Annotated in this window: 16 protein-coding genes and 1 tRNA gene; 6 read left to right on the forward strand and 11 right to left on the reverse strand. The window is 66.3% G+C overall.

What is annotated here, in order from left to right; translation table 11 throughout:
• Positions 1-12 precede the first annotated feature (12 nt).
• The 6 genes from ACOQPC_RS09125 to ACOQPC_RS09150 form a co-directional block, all read right to left on the reverse strand.
• Positions 13-1,710 (reverse strand): hypothetical protein, encoded by a 1,698-nt coding sequence (locus ACOQPC_RS09125; protein ID WP_420605432.1) that lies wholly within the window; start codon positions 1,708-1,710, stop codon positions 13-15.
• Positions 1,707-2,651 (reverse strand): AAA family ATPase, encoded by a 945-nt coding sequence (locus tag ACOQPC_RS09130; RefSeq protein WP_420608109.1) that lies wholly within the window; start codon positions 2,649-2,651, stop codon positions 1,707-1,709. The genes ACOQPC_RS09125 and ACOQPC_RS09130 overlap by 4 nt, the downstream gene beginning before the upstream one ends.
• A 10-nt stretch (positions 2,652-2,661) precedes the next feature.
• Positions 2,662-4,206, reverse strand: a complete 1,545-nt coding sequence (locus ACOQPC_RS09135; protein ID WP_420605433.1) for an XrtA system polysaccharide chain length determinant — start codon at positions 4,204-4,206, stop codon at positions 2,662-2,664.
• A 28-nt stretch (positions 4,207-4,234) separates the two neighbouring features.
• Positions 4,235-4,825, reverse strand: a complete 591-nt coding sequence (locus tag ACOQPC_RS09140; protein WP_420608110.1) for an XrtA/PEP-CTERM system exopolysaccharide export protein — start codon at positions 4,823-4,825, stop codon at positions 4,235-4,237.
• Positions 4,826-5,240: 415 nt separating this feature from the next.
• Entirely contained in the window at positions 5,241-6,467 is a 1,227-nt protein-coding gene (locus ACOQPC_RS09145) for a pyridoxal-dependent decarboxylase, exosortase A system-associated (protein ID WP_420605434.1), read from the reverse strand.
• Positions 6,464-7,972, reverse strand: a complete 1,509-nt coding sequence (locus ACOQPC_RS09150; protein WP_420605435.1) for an acyl-CoA ligase (AMP-forming), exosortase A system-associated — start codon at positions 7,970-7,972, stop codon at positions 6,464-6,466. Before ACOQPC_RS09150 ends, ACOQPC_RS09145 begins: the two co-directional genes overlap by 4 nt.
• A 48-nt stretch (positions 7,973-8,020) precedes the next feature.
• Between ACOQPC_RS09150 and ACOQPC_RS09155 the strand changes: the two genes are divergently transcribed.
• The 6 genes from ACOQPC_RS09155 to ACOQPC_RS09180 all read left to right on the forward strand — a co-directional run bounded on the left by ACOQPC_RS09155 (position 8,021) and on the right by ACOQPC_RS09180 (position 12,411).
• On the forward strand, positions 8,021-9,043 hold the full coding sequence (locus ACOQPC_RS09155) for a GNAT family N-acetyltransferase (RefSeq protein WP_420605436.1): 1,023 nt from the start codon (positions 8,021-8,023) through the stop codon (positions 9,041-9,043).
• A gap of 40 nt (positions 9,044-9,083) precedes the next feature.
• Positions 9,084-9,347, forward strand: coding sequence for a phosphopantetheine-binding protein (locus ACOQPC_RS09160; protein ID WP_420605437.1), 264 nt, complete (start codon positions 9,084-9,086; stop codon positions 9,345-9,347).
• Complete coding sequence (locus ACOQPC_RS09165; RefSeq protein ID WP_420605438.1) at positions 9,347-10,033, forward strand: hypothetical protein; 687 nt, start codon at positions 9,347-9,349, stop codon at positions 10,031-10,033. The genes ACOQPC_RS09160 and ACOQPC_RS09165 overlap by 1 nt, the downstream gene beginning before the upstream one ends.
• A complete protein-coding gene (locus tag ACOQPC_RS09170) occupies positions 10,030-10,881 on the forward strand; it encodes a hydrolase 1, exosortase A system-associated (RefSeq protein WP_420605439.1) in 852 nt (283 codons plus the stop codon). Before ACOQPC_RS09165 ends, ACOQPC_RS09170 begins: the two co-directional genes overlap by 4 nt.
• A gap of 67 nt (positions 10,882-10,948) precedes the next feature.
• Positions 10,949-11,025: transfer RNA gene (locus tag ACOQPC_RS09175), tRNA-Met, on the forward strand.
• Positions 11,026-11,178: 153 nt separating this feature from the next.
• A complete protein-coding gene (locus tag ACOQPC_RS09180; RefSeq protein ID WP_420608111.1) occupies positions 11,179-12,411 on the forward strand; it encodes an NAD(P)/FAD-dependent oxidoreductase in 1,233 nt (410 codons plus the stop codon).
• 22 nt (positions 12,412-12,433) lie between these two features.
• On the opposite strand, the gene ACOQPC_RS09185 is transcribed toward ACOQPC_RS09180, so the two are convergent.
• The 5 genes from ACOQPC_RS09185 to fabG form a co-directional block, all read right to left on the reverse strand.
• Positions 12,434-12,961, reverse strand: coding sequence for a 2'-5' RNA ligase family protein (locus ACOQPC_RS09185; protein WP_420605440.1), 528 nt, complete (start codon positions 12,959-12,961; stop codon positions 12,434-12,436).
• A 25-nt stretch (positions 12,962-12,986) separates the two neighbouring features.
• On the reverse strand, positions 12,987-13,958 hold the full coding sequence (gene mltG / locus ACOQPC_RS09190) for an endolytic transglycosylase MltG (protein WP_420605441.1): 972 nt from the start codon (positions 13,956-13,958) through the stop codon (positions 12,987-12,989).
• A gap of 217 nt (positions 13,959-14,175) precedes the next feature.
• On the reverse strand, positions 14,176-15,435 hold the full coding sequence (gene fabF / locus ACOQPC_RS09195; protein WP_420605442.1) for a beta-ketoacyl-ACP synthase II: 1,260 nt from the start codon (positions 15,433-15,435) through the stop codon (positions 14,176-14,178).
• Positions 15,436-15,566: 131 nt separating this feature from the next.
• Complete coding sequence (locus tag ACOQPC_RS09200; protein ID WP_420605443.1) at positions 15,567-15,809, reverse strand: acyl carrier protein; 243 nt, start codon at positions 15,807-15,809, stop codon at positions 15,567-15,569.
• A gap of 154 nt (positions 15,810-15,963) precedes the next feature.
• Complete coding sequence (fabG, locus tag ACOQPC_RS09205) at positions 15,964-16,758, reverse strand: 3-oxoacyl-[acyl-carrier-protein] reductase (protein WP_420608112.1); 795 nt, start codon at positions 16,756-16,758, stop codon at positions 15,964-15,966.
• Positions 16,759-16,846 lie beyond the last annotated feature (88 nt).

Raw genomic sequence — 16,846 nt, forward strand, 5'->3', positions numbered from 1 at the left:
CCTTCGTCGCGCTCAGAAGCTGTACCGCAGGCCGAGCAAGGCGGATGCGGTAAATTCGTCGCTATCGAAATCGATATTCTGCGTGTCGTAATAATCGACGCCCAGCGCCGCGGTGGCATCGAGCCCGCGCCAGATGCTGCGGTTATAGCCCGCATTGGCGCCGATCGCGAACACCTCGCCCAGCGTAAAGCCCGGATCGTAATAATTGGCGTAGAGATTGGCGGTCACGCTCGACAGGGCGTCGAGATCCTTGCTGACAAAGGCATTGGCGAAATAATTCCGGTCCGACGTACCGTCGATAAACGCCTGCGCGCCCTCGTCCGCGGTGAGAAAGGTGCGCCGGTTGTAGCCGAGCGCGAGGCCCGTCTTCCACCCGGCCATGTCGGTCGCATAGCTGGCGGTGACGCCGCGCGAGCGGAAGGATGCGCCCGACGCCGATTGCAGCACATCGTCGAAGCAGGTGCCCGCGCGGCTGCCAAAGGCGCAGCTGCCGACATCGCCGGTGAGCGGATTGCTGTAGGCGGTGAAGTCGGTCGGCAAGCCCGCCAGGCGATCGCGCAGCAGGCTGCCATAGCCGGTGACGCTGTCATAGACGGCGATGCCGACCGACGTGCGCTCATTGGGCTGCCAGCTGAAGCTGCCGGTGAAGCTCTCGCTGCCATATCTCTGGCCGACGCGCGCCTCCAGCGAGGTACGGCGGCTCGGGCGCCACAGCACGCCGACATCCCAGATGAACCCGTCCTGCTCGTAGGACAGCAGGCGCGGACTGGACCTGTCGACCACCAGCCGCCCGACATCGTCGATGATCGGCACGCCGTTGGCATCGCGCACGGCGTCGCGCTCGGAAATGCGGATATTCTCATAGCCGGCGCCGCCGACCACGGCGACCGTCGGGCTGACCGGTACGGTCACGTCGACGCGGCCGTAGGCATCCTCGAACCGGTTATCGAGCGCGCCGCCGTCCTCGCGATCATAGCCGCCGCCGACCGCCCAGCCGATCGGCAAGGCGCCGCCCGGCTGCTGGCCGACCGAAGCGCTGACCGAGTGGCTGGTGCTCTCGTCGAACGGCACCACGCCAGCGCCGGGATCGATGCCCTCGTCCTCGACACGGGTATAGCCGAAGCGATACGCGCCGCCGACGGTGACGCCGCCGGTTTGGATCCCGACGGTGGGCCCGGCATAAACCGAATATAGCTGGCTGATGTTGTCGGGATTGCCGACCAGATTGCTCGGCGCCGCGCCGCCCGCGTTCACGCGGCTGCGCGCGGCGAGCGCGCCGGCATCGACCGAAACCCCGCGCGCCAGCTGCACGCTGCCCGCGGCAAGGCCGGTCAGATAATCGCTGTCGGCGGTGTCGTCGTCATAGGTGATCAGCCGCTCGTAACGCGCGCTGATGCCCGCTTGGGCATGGCGCTCGCTGATCCGCGCGTCGACCCCGGCGGCGACGGTGGTGTAGGTCACCACGTCGCTCTGTCCGTTCGAGCCGGTGAAGGCCACCTGGTCGATTTCGATATAGGGCTGGATTTCGGTGCGAACGCTGGCCGGGCCGCGCGTCGATGGCGCGGGGCCGTCCAGCGGTTCCTCGGCAAGCTGCGGGTCGGCGCCGCCCGGCGGCGGCGCGTCGTAACTGGTGCCGTAATCCTGCGCGATGGCGGGCGTGGCCAGCGCGCCCAGCGCCAGACCGGCAAACAATGAGTAACGGGCGATCATGAGGCCCCTCCATAATAAGAACCGAATTTGCGGCCCGTGGGGGAAAATTGCGTGCCGTTGAGCAGCAGCCTGATATGATCGCAGCCGCCGAGCAGGCCGAGCGCGTCGCGCAGCGCCGCCTCGCTGGTCTCGTCGGCCTTGACCACCAGCAGCACCTGCCCCGCATGCAACGCGAGCACGCTCGCGGGTGAGGCGGCCAAGGCGGGCGGGCTGTCGAAGATGACGATGCGATGCGGATCGGCGGCTTCCAGCCGCTCGAAAATCGCCTCGGTGCGGTTGGACGCGAGATATTCGGTGTCCGCCTTGCTGCGCATGCCGGACGGCAGCACGGTGAAGCCGGGAATGTCGGTGCCCAGGATCAGGCTTTCGACGTCGCAGGCCGGATCGGCGAGCGCATCCATCAGCCCGGAAACCGCGCCGCCATCGCCGTCACGATCGTCGATGCCGAGCGTCGGCAGGATCGACGGGCGCGCGAAATCGGCGTCGACCAGCAGCACCCGCGTGTCGCGCTCGGTCGCCATCGCCAGCGCCAGGTTGATCGCGCAGAAGGTCTTGCCCTCGTCCGGATTGGCCGAGCAGACGAGGATGCGGCGACCGTGCGGCACCGGCTCGACGCCCTTGCCGCCGCTCGCGGACAGCAGCAACTGGCGCTTGACGATGCGGAATTCCTCGAGCAGCGCGCCGACCGCGCCGCCCGGCACGATCAGGTTGTTTTCGCGCAGCACGTCGCGGTCGATCGCGACGCTCTGGCGCGGCTCGCGCGGTAGCGGAGCGCTGCGCATATTCTCGCGGATCGGAACCGGCCGCGGCGCGGCGTGCGCCGGAACCGGTGCGGGCTCGGCGGCACCCTCCTGGCGGCGAAGCGCGGCCCCGAAATCATAGATTTCGGCGGCGCGTTCCAGCAGCGAGGCTTGCGGCCTGATCGGATCGTGCTTGCTCATCATCAGCTCCTCAAGCCACCGTGCCGCGCTGGATGAATTCGACCATCATCAGCAGCAGGAACACGCCGGCGAGCGCCCCCGTCCCACCGAAAAACAGTTTCAGCCGCTTGCCGCGCGCGGCGCGTTGGGCATCGGTCAACATCTCCGAAATCGAACCGATCACCGGCAAGCCGCTGGCTTTCTCGAGCGATCCGGGCGTGGGAAAACTGGTGCGCAGCTGCGATAGCGCAAAGGCCGAGCCCGCGCCGCCGCCGATCCCCAGGATCAGCACCGCGGCGAGCAGCAGCGGACGGTTGGGCGCGGCCGGCACGCGGCTGGCGCTCGGCGGATTGACCACGCGGAACTGGGTGAGATCGGATTCCTGCTCCACATCGCCGCGCAGACGGGTATTCTCGCGCTCGGCGAGCAATTTGTCATATTGCTGCTTGAGCACGTCGTAATCCTGGCTGATCCGCTGATATTCCGCCTGCACGCCGGGCTCGGCGGATTGCTTGCCGGTAAGCCGGCTGATATCGGACTCCAGCGCGCTCTTGCGCGCGCGCAATGCGGCGGCGGCCGCCGAGCGTTCGGCCTGCATCGATTGCAGCGAACTGTAGGCCGGGTTCGGCGTCTTGTAGCTGCCCCCGCCCGATCCGGACGAGGCGCCGGCGGCGCCGCGCAGGCTGGCGATCTGGTTCTTCATCGCGATCACGTCCGGATGGCTGTCGGTCCAGCCGCGTGCCCGAGCCGCGGCGAGTTCGCCTTGCACCTGCGCCAGTTGCTGGGCGGCGGGATTGCCTCCGCCGCCGCCGGGGATCGGGGTCGATAGCATCGCCGGCGTACCGGCCAGTTGACCGTTCAGCGCGGCGAGCGAGCTTTGCGCGGAGGCGAGCTGGCCGTCGATCTGGCTGAGTTCGGCGCGCGCGGAAACCAGCTGCTGGCTGGCCGAACCGGCGCCCGGCAAGAGCCCCAGATTCTGCGTCTCGAAGGCGACGCGCTTCTGTTCGGCGTCCTGCAGCTCCTTCTGGCGATCGGCGAGTTGCTGGTCGAGAAAGCGCAGCGCCTGACCGGTGCGTCCGGTACCGCCCGCGATATTCTCTTCCTGGAAGATATCGATGATCTTCTGCGCGATGTCGCGCGCCAGCGCCGCCGCCGCGCCGTCGGAACGACCGGCGCCCGACTGCTTGACGGTGATGTCGAACACGTTGGCCTGCTCGGACTTGACCTCGATATTCTCGCGCAGCGCGACGATCTTGCCCGCCATCTCGCGGTCGCCGGCAATTGAATTGCCCAGGGCAGTGCCGCGGATCACCTTTTCCAGATTGTCGGCCGAAAGCAGCGTCTGCTGGATCCGGTCCATGCGCTGGCGCTGGTCGGTCCGATCGTCGATGACGTTGGTGGACAGCATCGCCTGATCGCCGACGAAAAGTTTGGCCTGGCTGGCATAGGTGTTCGGGATCAGGGCCACGACCAGCCAGCCCAGCAGGCAGATGCCCCAGGCGACGGCCAGCGCGAACCAGCGCCGTTTCCAGACGCGGTGCAGCGCGATGCGAAATTCGTCGTAGAGACCGTTCAAGGCAGAATATCCTTCATGGCGACCGCGCTCAGAACATGCTTTCGGGAATGATGATTACGTCGCCGGGGTTCAGCAGGACATTGGCCTGGCTGTCGCCGCGCTTGAGCAAATCGTCGATCCGCACCGAATATTCGCGCTGCACGCCGGAGTCCCGGTCGGCGCGGATCAGGCGGGCCCGGTTGCCGGCGGCATATTCGCTGAGGCCGCCGACCGCGATCATCGCGTCGAGCAGCGTCATGTTCGCGCGGTAGGGGATCGAAGCGGGCTTCTCGGTCGCGCCGACGATGCGCACCTGCTGCGAGAAAGTACCGGCAAAGCTCTTCACGATCACCGAGACGATCGGATCGTTGATATATTCGGCCAGCCGCACCTTGATGTCGTCGGACAGCTGTTTGGGCGTCTTGCCGACGGCGGGCAGATCGGTGATCAGCGGAGTGGTGATGCGCCCGTCGGGCCGCACCTGCACCGTCGCGCCGAGTTCGGGATTGCGCCACACGAAGATCTGCAGCTCGTCGAGCGGGCCGATCCGATATTGCTCGCCGGGGCCTTCGCTTGCCGAGACATAGGTCGCGGGCGGCAGTTCGGGTCCGCGCGGCGTGCCCACGCAGGCGGACAGCATCGTCAGTCCGGACAGCAGGGCCAGCTTGGCGGTTACGGGGCTTCGCATATTCTCTCACCTCTTCGTGACCGCGCCCGTCCGGATCGGACGCGGCACAGACGGATTTCCGCTATCTGCCATGGGCGAAAAGGGTGAACAGACCGTTAGGATTGAAGCAAATTGAGCGACGACCGCCGTTATTTCGGGGCGCTAACCATGTCCGGCAGGATTTCGTTTCGATTTGGCACGATCGCGGATCGGGAGGTTATGTGCCCGCTTACCCTGTCCCTGTCCTACATCAAGCGTTTCTGATATGTTCCGAAGATGTCTGATGTTTTGCCTCAACCAGACAAGCCCTATTCGCCCCCTCGCTTCGTCGCCGCAATGCCTCGGCTGGACCGAATTTCCCGCCCCCATCCCTGTCTCCCGTGTCACCTTACAGCAGGATTTCGCGCGCCGGACCCTGGCCGAGGAACCGGGCGGGCGAGGCGCTGGCGCCGTAAGCTCCGGCGCAGAAGATCGCGACCAGGTCGCCGACCTCGGCCCGCGGCAGCATCGCGCTGTCGGACAGGCGGTCGAGCGGGGTGCACAGGCAGCCGACCACGCTCTGCACCTCGTCCGCCGGCGCAGCGAAGCGGCTGGCGATGGCGACCGGATAGTTGCGCCGGATCACCGTGCCGAAATTGCCGCTGGCGGCGAGCTGATGGTGCAGGCCGCCATCGGTGATCAGAAAAACCTCGCCATGACTTTCCTTACGGTCGACGATCCGGGTCAGATACACGCCCGACTCGCCGACGAGATAGCGGCCGAGCTCGATCGCGAACCGCGTATCGGCCAGCGCATCGGGCACCGACGCCAGCTCCGCCCGGAGCGCCGCGCCCACCGCGTCGACGTCCACCGCGACATCGCCCGGAAAATAGGGAATGCCATAGCCGCCGCCGAGATTGACATGCGGCGGCGAGGCACCGGCTTCGTCCGCCAGCCGCGCGGCGAGCGCGATCGTCCGGCTCTGCGTTTCGATCAGCGCCTCGGCCTTCAACGCCTGGCTGCCCGCGTAAATGTGAAAGCCGCGCCAGTCCGCGCCCGCCGCGATCAGGCGGCGCACCAGGGCGGGCACGCGCTCCTCGTCGATCCCGAACTGCTTGGCGCCGCCGCCCATCTTCATGCCGGACCCTTTGAGATCGAAGCCGGGATTGACCCGGATCGCGATCTTCAGCGGCTTGCCCAGCCGCTGCGCGATCGCCAGCGCACGCTCCGCCTCGCCCTCCGACTCGCAGTTGAGCGTCACCCCTACCGCGATCGCCGCCTCAAGCTCACGGTCGCGCTTGCCGGGGCCGGCAAAGCTGATCCGCGCCGGATCGACGCCCGCCGCCAGCGCCAGCTCCAGCTCGCCGCCGCTGGCGATATCGAAGCCGTCGACGAGCCCGTTCATATGTTCGAGCAATGGCCCGAACGGATTGGCCTTCATCGCATAATGGATCGCCAGCTTTGCGGGCATAGCCGCGCGCAAATCGTTGAACTTTCGGGTGAGGAGCGCGCGCGAATAGACGAACAGCGGCGTTTCGCCGGTCTGCTCCGCCACCTCGGTCAGCTTGACGCCGCCCACCGCCAGCACACCGTCCAGCGCATCATATCCCTGGGGTATCGGTCCGGTCGGCTTCATGACGCGATCCGCGCCTTCAGCGCCGTGCGGTCGATCTTGCCGTTGGCGTTTTTGGGAAACTCGCCCAGCCAGACCACCTCGCTCGGCTGCATGAAATTCGGGAGCGTCGCTTTGAGATGCGCGCGCAACCCCGCCTCGTCGCCGTTCCCGCGCGCAAAGAGCACGATCGCTTCGCCCAAGCTCTCGTCCTTGCGGCCCATGGCGCAGCTTTCGGCCACCGCGTCGCTGGCGTCGGCGGCTTCCTCGATCTCCTGCGGGGAGACGCGGTTGCCGCTGGTCTTGATCATCGCATCGTCGCGCCCGACGAAATAGAGGAGGCCGTCATGCCCACGCTTCACCGTATCGCCCGACCAGACGGCCGTGCCGCCATAGCGGGACCAGGCCGGCGCCGGTCTGAACCGCTCGGCGGTGCGCGCCGCGTCGCGCCAATAGCCCTGCGCCACCAGCGGCCCGGCATGGACCAGCTCGCCCGGCGCATCGGGCGCGGCCTCGTCGCCATCCTCGGCCACCACCATGATCTCGGCGTGAGGAATCGCGCGCCCCATCGAGGTGGGATTGCCGTCGATCAGCGACGGATCGAGATAGGTCGAGCGAAACGCCTCGGTCAGCCCGTACATCGCGTAGATATCGGCACGTTCGAAGATGCCGCGCAATTTGATCACCAGCCCCGGCGTCAGCGCGCCGCCGCTGTTGGTGAGTCGCCGCATCGGTGTGACTGCTTCGGGCATCCAGGCCTGCTCGACCAGTTGCACCCACAAGGGCGGCACCGCGGCGAGCGTGGTGACCTGATGTTTGGCGCAGGCCTTTATCACATCCTTCGCCGTCAGATAATCGAGCGGCGCGACCGAGCCGCCCGCGGCCCAGGTGCCGAGCAGCTGGTTCTGTCCGTAGTCGAAGCTCAGCGGCAGCACCGCGAGCGTCACGTCGTCCGCGCCGAGCTTCAGATATTCGGCCACGCTCAGCGCGCCGAGCCAGAGGTTGGCGTGGCTCAGCATCACCCCCTTGGGGCGGCCGGTGGAGCCCGAGGTGTAGAGGATCGCCGCCAGATCGTCGGTGTCGCGGCTCCCGGGCGAGGCCGGCAGCGCGTCGCCCCCGCCGTCCAGCGCCTCATCGGCTTCGCGCTCTTCGATCGTCTTGGCTTCGGACAGGTCGCCGTCCTCCAGCGTGCCCAGCCGCGCCGTGCCCGCGATCAGCAGCCGCGCGCCGCTATCGCTCAGGATATGCGCCACCTGCGCGCGCTTCAGCAGCGGGTTGATCGGCACATGGATCAGGCCCGCACGTGCCGCCGCCAACGGCATCAGGCAGGCGATCTCGGTCTTGCCCATCCAGCTCGCCGCGCGGTCGCCTTCGCTCAGGCCCCGCGTCAAAAGCCACGCCGCCAGCCGGCCGATACGGAGATTTAACGCCTCGTGGTTAATCACGCTTCCACGAAGGCGCAGCGCGGGCGCGGCGGGGTCTCCCCGAAGCGCCAGATGGTCGAGCGGAAGGACGAGCGGATGCGGCATGAGATTTTCGAAGCTACTCCGCTTGGGCGACGAGGAACGGCGGAATTGGTGGCGTCCAAAGGTGAATATCACGATAATTTCGACGATGCGAGCGCTGCCGCGGCGTTTGCTCGGGCGGCGCAGCCCCGCCTGTTCGACCGCGCCGAATATCTGGCGCCGCTCCACGCCGCCGCCTTCGCCGACCAGCCGCTGCGGCTGCTGCGCGTGGCACGGGATGGAGCCGAATTATGGTTGCCGATGGTCGAGGAGGCCAGGGGGCGCCTCAAGGCGCTATCCAACTGGTACAGCTTTCGCTGGTCGCCGGTGTTCCGCCATGCCGAAGACGATGCGCTGAAATCCGGCCTGATGCGCGCCGCCGCGCGGTCGCTCCAATCACGCGCCCACGCCGTGACGCTCTCCCCGATCGCCGAGGAGGACGCCGCGCTGCTGCAGCGCGCGTTCGCCGCCGAGGGCTGGCATGCGCGCATGGAGCAGTGCGACGAGAACCACATATTGCGCGTTCGAGGCCGCAGCTTCGACGAATATTGGGCCGATCGCCCTGGCCGCCTGCGCAGCACGGTCAAGCGCAAGGGCAAGTCGAGCGCGGTGCAAACGCGCATCCTGACGCATTTCGACAAAGCCGCCTGGGCCGATTACCAGACCGTCTATGCGCGCAGCTGGAAGCCCGAAGAGGGCAGCCCGGACTTGCTTGAAGGCCTGGCGCAGAGCGAGAGCGCGGGCGGATCGCTGCGGCTCGGCCTCGCCTATGTCGAGGGCCGATGCGTCGCCGCGCAATTCTGGACCTGCGAGCATGGCGAGGCGCTGATCCACAAGCTCGCCTATGACGAGCGTTATGCCAAGGCCTCGGCGGGCACTTTGCTTACACACGCGCTATTCCGCCATGTCATCGACGAAGACAGGGTCGATCTGGTCGATTACGGCACCGGCTCGGACGCGTACAAGCGCGACTGGATGGAGGACATGCGCCCGCGCTTTCGCCTGACCGCGATCCGCCCGCGGCATCCGGCCAACTGGCCCGGCATGGCCAAGGCCTTGCTGGCCCGGCTTGTGCGGCGCGGGATGAGCGGTTAGAGGCGTGGCGAACGGCGCAGTTTCAGGGGATTTCCAGCCGGTGACAGAACAATCGCAAGCCGATGTCGCGGTGCGTTCGGTGCTTGTGGACGTGCTCGGTCTGGATGCCGAACGCGTCGCCGGGTTCGACGACGATACCGCACTGTTCGGGGCGATCCCCGAACTGGATTCGATGGCGGTCGCGGGGCTGCTCACGGAACTCGAGGACCGCATGGATATCGAAATCGACGACGATGATGTCGATGCCGAAATCTTCGAAACCTTTGGCAAGCTGGTCGCCTTCGCCGAAGCGAAACAGGGCTGATGGGCGGCGCGCCGCGCCATCTGAGCTATGATTTCGACGGCCATGCCGAACAGCTGCTGACGATCGGCGCCGGCAACCGCCGCGTCCTGATCGTCCCGCCGCTGTTCGACGAGATGAACCGGATGCGCCGCACGCTGGTGCTGGCGATGCACGCCTTGGCCGAGCGCGGCACCGCGTCGGCACTGATGGACCTGCCCGGCGCCAACGAGAGCCTGGCGCCGCTCGAGGATCAAAACCTGGATTCCTGGCGCCAGGCCGTTGGCGTGGCGGCGGCTGCGATCGATCCGGTCTGCATCGCCGCGGTGCGCGGCGGCTGCCTGATCGACGACGGTGCCGAGGCTCCGCACCGCTGGCGGCTGTCGCCCGCCAATGGATCGAGCCTGCTCAAGACATTGCTGCGGACCCGCATCGCCGGGGAGCGCGAGAATGGCCGTAACGTCACCGCGGCCGGGCTGATGGCGCTGGCCGAGACCGGCCTCATCGAGCTGGCGGGCAATCGGCTGAGCTCCGACATGATCGCGCAGCTCGATGGCGCCCTGCCCGCCGATCAGGCCGCACGCGAGGTCAAGCCCGGCACCGGCGAGCGCTGCATCGCCGGCTCCGCCCTCTGGCTGCGCGCCGAGCCGGGCGAGGACGCGGCGATGGCCCAGGCGATCGCCGCCGACATCGCAGGACTGATCGCATGAGACGCTTCGTTTCCTTCGATTGCATGAGAGACCGCCTCGCCGCCACATTCGACGAGGCGGACGGTACCACCGGCCTGCTGATCGTCAGCGGCGGCAACGAAATTCGCGCCGGGGGGCATGCCGGCCAGTCGCGCCTCGCCGCCTGGGCGGCTGCGAAGGGCTATCCCGCCTTCCGCTACGATCGCCCCGGGATCGGCGACAGCGAGGGCGACAATCGCGGATTCCTGCATGGCGGAGAGGCGCTCGAAGCCGCCGTCGCCGCCTTTCGCCGCGAATGCCCGCAGCTCGCCCGAATGGTCGCGTTCGGAAATTGCGACGCGGCGACCAGCCTGCTGTTCAGCCCCCACCTCGATATCGACGAGCGGATCATTGCCAATCCCTGGCTGATCGAAGCACGCGCGGGCGATGCGGACCAAGACAATATGGCCCTGCCCTCCAGCGCGGCGATCCGGGCGCGCTACGTCGCCCGCCTCCGGAACCCCGTCCGGCTGACGCGGGACCTGCTCGGCGGCTCGATCGATTTGGGCAAATTCGCGCGTGGCCTGGTCCGGTTGCGCGCACCGAAACCGCCCGCACCATTGGCCGTCCGCACCGCCGAAGCGCTAGCCGACACCGGCATTCCGACCACCATCCTGATTGCAAGCGCAGACGCGACCGCGCTCGATTTCCAGGCGGCGTGGAAGACACCCGAATTCCGGTGCGCCCGCATGAATCCCAGGGTTTCGCTCACCGGACACGCCACCAGTTCGCACAGCTTTTCGGACGACGCGGCGCAAGCCTGGCTGCGCGAACGGTTATTGGCAGCCCTCCAATCCGCCAAGCTCGATCCGCATGCCAGCGCGTGTTGACGGCCCCCCGCACCCGCCTTATAGGCCTGCGATCCGCAGGGGCGCCAAGGCGTCGCGGGCCTTTCGGGGCGGAGTAGCTCAGGTGGTTAGAGCAGCGGAATCATAATCCGCGTGTCGGGGGTTCAAGTCCCTCCTCCGCTACCAGTTTTGCGGAAATGAGACCGTTCGGGGGTCGGTCTCACGCAAAATTCCGGACCGCGAGGTTCGGATGCGAGGCATCCGAGCACTCGCTAGAATCCACCGCTTGCAAGCGGCGTCGCTTCACGCCAACACCCTCCCATGGAGAGCACGGAACTCATCGACGCCTACGACGTCGTCATCGTCGGCGCGGGCCATGCCGGGGCGCAGACGGCGATCAATCTGCGGCAGGCCAAGTTCGACGGGTCGATCGCCCTGCTCGGCGACGAGCGCGCGCCTCCCTATGAGCGTCCGCCGCTGAGCAAGGAATATCTGGCCGGAGACAAGCCGTTCGATCGCATCCTGTTGCGCCCCGAAACCTTCTGGTCCGAGCGCGGCATCGCTTTTCATGGTGGCAGCCGGGTGGCTGCGGTCGATGCGATGGACCGCAGGCTGCGACTTGCCGACGACCGCCACGTCGGCTTCGGCAAACTGGTCTGGGCGGCGGGGGGCAGCCCGCGCATGCTCCCCTGCCCCGGCGCCAATGCCGCCAATATCCACGCCATCCGCCGCAAGCGCGACGTCGACACTATCCGTGAGCAGTTGGACGAAGCAAAGCGTATCGTCATTGTGGGCGGCGGCTATATCGGGCTCGAAGCAGCCGCGGTGATGCGAAAGCTCGGCAAACAAGTAACCGTGATCGAGGCACTCGACCGCGTGCTGGCGCGCGTCGCCGGGCCGATCCTCTCACGCTTCTACGAGGGCGAGCACCGTACGCAGGGTGTGGACCTGCGGCTCGATGCGACGCTGGAAATGTTCGAGACCGACGAGCGCGACCGGGCGACTGCCGCGATCCTGACCAGCGGCGAGGCGATTGCGATGGACATGGGGATCGTCGGCATCGGCATCGTACCCGAGGTGGGACCACTGGTGAGCGCGGGCGCGGCGGGCGGCAACGGCGTCGACATCGACAGCCAGTGCCGCACCAGCCTGCCCGATATCTACGCGATCGGCGACTGCGCGGCGCATGGCAATCCTTATGCCGATGGCGCGCATATCCGGATCGAATCGGTGCAGAATGCCAATGATATGGCCCGCGTCGCGGCGATGAGCATCATGGGCGCGCCGGTCGATTACGACGCGGTGCCGTGGTTCTGGTCCAACCAATATGATCTGCGCCTGCAGACAGTGGGGCTGTCGATCGGCTTCGACGATTGCGTGCTGCGCGGCGATCCGGCCAGCCGTAGCTTCTCGCTCGCTTACTTGCGCGGCGGCCAGTTGATCGCGCTCGATTGCGTCAACCGGACGAAGGACTACGCCCAGGGCCGCGCGCTGGTGGCGGCCAAAGCGGTACCGGACAAGGAGCAGCTCGCCGATGGGGAGCGCACGCTGAAAGAGGTCGCGCTCGCCTGAGACTTATCGTGTCAGATGCCACCTAGCGGCCCCGGAACATGTATCGCGCGATCGGCTCCCACGGCCCGCCGCGATAATAAAAACTGCCGAGTCCGGCGATAGCGAAGGGCCTTGGTTCGAACACCGCCGAAAGCTGCGCGTGGAGCGCCTTCGCCACTTTCGATTCGACCTTGTTCTGCACCGTTACATGCAAGCGCGGCCGGGCTTGGTCCTGCGGGGTCAGGAGTCCATTGAAATGATCCGCCATCTCGTCGCGCATCGCCATCAAGTCGGGGCTGTCGATGCGATAGGCGACGCCGCGCCCGAGATGCATCACCTCGTTCAGCCGCGCGCGCGGCGGCGGATAGTCGGCGGTGAGACGCGCCAGCACTTGCCCTACCTCGCGGCCGGAGGCGGGCGGCAGATGGTGGAACAGCGTGACATGCGCGTCGAGCTGATTGCGCTCGGACGGGAAATAGCGCTTGCGCAAGCCGTTGGCCCAGGCGAAATCCTGCGGCCCCATCAGCGCGGTGACGATAATCGGCGCGGGGGTGTGGGCCGGATCGCTCATAATGGGTCCGCCAAGGCCCGAGCCGCTACATCTCGCCGCGCTGACGCCGGATCGCGTACCATTTGGCGACGTTCGCATTGTGCTCCGCCAGCGTCCTTGCGAACACATGCCCGCCCTTGCCGTTCGCCACGAAATAGAGAGCATCGCTCTTGGCCGGATGCAGCACCGCCTCGATCGAGGCGCGGCCGGGATTGGCGATCGGGCCACTGGGAAGTCCGGTCATCGCATAGGTGTTGTAATCATTGACGTCGGCGATCTCGGACTGCTTGATCCGCCGCCCCAAAGGCTTGCCGCGCGTGATCGGGTAGATGATCGTGGGATCGGCCTGCAGCATCATGCTCTGACGCAGGCGGTTGGAATAGACCGCAGCCACGGTGGTGCGCTCGGCCGGCAGCGCCGTTTCCTTTTCGACGATCGAGGCTAGTGCCAGCGCCTCCTCGGGCGTCTTGACGATGATGTTCGGATCGCGCCCAGGCCACAGCTCGGCCATCGTTTTCTTCATTGCCGCCTGCATGCGCATGAGCACCGCACCGCGCGTTTCGCCGCGCTGGAAGCTGTAGCTTTCGGGCAGGATCGATCCTTCGGCTGGCACCGGAACATCGCCGGTCAGCAATGGCTCGGCCATCAGCGCTTCGCGCACCATTACCGATGGCATGCCTTCGGGAATAGTGACGAGGCGCGAGACCGTGTCGCCGCCCTGCAAGATCTGCATGACGTCTTCATTGCTGGCCTTTGCCGGGATGAAGAACTCGCCCGCCTTGATATCCGCCCCGCCGCCGAGCAGCCGCGCCCGATTGAGAAAGGCCTGCCCCGATTTGATCGCGCCCGCCTGCTGCAGGGTTTCGGCCGCTTTGGTGAGCGTGGAGCCTTCTTCGATGACGACCGTCAGATCCTTGGTCGCGGGCCCCGGAGCGCTCCAGCCATAGACGAAATTCCCTCCGACAAGGAGCGCGGCGCCAATGGCGAGAACGAGGATGACAAGACCGATTTTGCGCATGGGGCCAGTGTAACCAAGGAGCGCGGTGACAGGAAGCCGCTATGTGGCTCTGTGCCGGATGCGGACGGCGCGCGCTTGGCTTCCTCCTTGCTTCGTCATTCCGGCGAAAGCCGGAATCCAGGGCCATTGTAGCACGCACTTCGATCAAAGCGCTTCGACGCCCTGGATTCCGGATCAAGTCCGGAATGACGCTATGATTTATGTGGCTGCGGCGTCCCTACACCCGCGTCATGATCAGGCTGGCGTTGGTGCCGCCGAAACCGAAGCTGTTGTTCAGCACCGCGCGGACTTCGCGCTTTTTCGCGACATGCGGCACCAGGTCCACGCCCTCGCAGCCCTCGGACGGGTTATCCAGATTGAGCGTCGGCGGCACGATCTGATCGCGCATGGCAAGGACGCAGAAGATGCTCTCCACCGCGCCTGCCCCGCCGAGCAGATGGCCGATCGCGGACTTGGTCGAGCTCATCGACATTTTTTTCAGATCATCGCCGAACAGGCGGCGCACCGCACCCAGTTCCAATTCGTCGCCGAGCGGGGTCGAGGTGCCGTGGGCGTTGACATAATCGATGTCTTCGAGGCTGAGGCCGGATTTTTTCAGCGCCATTTCCATCGACCGGAACGCGCCCGATCCTTCCGGATGCGGGGCGGTGACGTGATAGGCATCGCCCGACAGGCCGTAACCGATCACCTCGGCATAGATATGCGCGCCGCGCTTTTTGGCGTGCTCATATTCCTCGAGGCAGACCACGCCCGCGCCTTCGCCCATGACAAAGCCATCGCGGTCCTTGTCATAGGGGCGGCTGCCGCGTTCCGGCGCGTCGTTGAAATGAGTGCTGAGCGCGCGCGCCTGCGCGAAACCGGCGATGCCGATCGGGCAGATCGCGCCTTCCGCGCCGCCCGCGAGCATCACGTCGGCATCGCCGTCGCGGATCATGCGCGCGGCGTCGCCGATCGAATGCGCTCCGGTGGAGCAGGCGGTGACCACGGCGTGGTTCGGGCCCATCAGGCCGTATTTGATCGAGACCTGACCGGAAATGAGGTTGATCAGGCGACCATGGACGAAATGCGGCGAGACGCGGCTCGGCCCCTTACGGTCGAGCACCAGCGATTCGCTTTCGATGCCGGGCAGGCCGCCGATGCCCGAACCGATCGAGCAGCCCGCGCGAAAGCGTTCTTCCTCGCTCATGTCGGTGAGGCCGGCATCCTCGAGCGCTTGTCCTGCGGCATCGATGCCATAGACGATGAACGGATCGACCTGGCGCTGCACCTTGTGGTCGACGCGCAGATCGGGGTCGAAGCCATGCTCGTGATCGGCGGGCTTCACCTCGCAGGCGATGCGGCATTTGTAATCGGCCGCGTCGAAGCGGGTGATCGTGCCGGCGCCGGACTTCGACGCGAGGATATTCTTCCACGCGGTCTCGACGTCCGCGCCAAGCGGCGTGACCAGTCCAAGCCCCGTTACGACGATCCGACGCATGCGCATTCCCTCATATTCCTGTCATCGATGCCGTACCCGCGTGCGAGCACCATAAACGCAAACGGCCCTCCGCCCGCAACCGGACCGGAGAGCCGCCTGAAATCGCTGCCAGCATGTCGCCAGCATCCGGCTCAACCCGCCTTGACGTTCCGAATATAGTCGATGCCGTCCTTGACGGTCCCGATCTTCTCGGCGGCGTCGTCGGGAATTTCCACGTTGAACTCTTCCTCGAACGCCATCACCAGCTCGACGATATCGAGGCTGTCCGCGCCGAGATCGTCGATGAAGCTCGCATCCTCGGTCACCTTGTCGGATTCGACGCCGAGATGCTCGACAACGATCTTCTTCACGCGTTCCGCAATATCATCACTCATGGATTGAGCCCCTTTATGGTCTAAAATTTTGTGTCGCCCGTTGCCCTACTTGCGTGCCGCGCTCTGTGCAAGAGGCCCGCCGCAGGACAAGGCTCCCCTATAACGCGCGGCAGCCCGCCGGGTTCATCGCAGGCGCCCGTCACCTCATTGCCGGTCACAGCATTGCCATCCCGCCGTTGACGTGCAGCGTCTCGCCGGTGACATAGCCCGCCTCGCGCGATGCGAGGTAGGTCACGGCCGCGGCGATGTCCTTGCCGTCGCCCAAATCGCCGATCGGGATGCGGGTAAGCAGCGCGCTCTGCTGCACCTCGGGCAGCGCAGTTGTCATGTCCGACCGGATGAAGCCCGGCGCCACGCAGTTGACGGTGATGCCCCGGCTCGCCAGTTCCTGCGCCAGCGCCTTCGACATGCCGACCAGCCCCGCCTTGGCCGCGGCATAATTGGCCTGCCCGGGATTGCCGGTGGCCCCGACGATGCTGGTGATCGAGATGATCCGCCCGAAGCGGGCCTTCATCATCGGCCGCGCGGCGGCGCGGGCGAGCCGGAACGCGGCCTCCAAATTGACGGTGAGCACATCGGACCACTCATCGTCCTTCATCCGCATGGCCAGGTTGTCGCGCGTGATCCCGGCATTGTTGACCAGGATATCGACCTTGCCGAGTTTTTCCACCGCGGCGGGGACGAGCGCATCGACAGCCGCGCCGTCCGAGAGATTGCACGGCAAAATCACGCTTTGCTCCCTCTCACCGTCTGAACTCTTTAGGGACCAGCTAATTCGCTCTCCTTCTCGAAGCACGTGAGACGCCTCTTCTACTCGCTCCAACTTCTCACGGCTCGTACCCGACCAAGCAACACGTGCCCCCTGCATTGCAAGTGTGCGCGCTATCTCGCTACCGATCCCCCCACTCGCGCCGGTGACAAGGGCGGTCATGCCGGTCAGATCGAACATGGTTATTCTCCTTTTTGATTCACGCGAAGACGCGAAGGACTTATGGTCGTTCACGATACGGCGGAGCCCTTCCCTGAGCGTCGCGCCA

Origin of the sequence: Novosphingopyxis sp. (assembly GCF_965218915.1) — a bacterium.
Lineage (GTDB): Bacteria > Pseudomonadota > Alphaproteobacteria > Sphingomonadales > Sphingomonadaceae > Novosphingopyxis.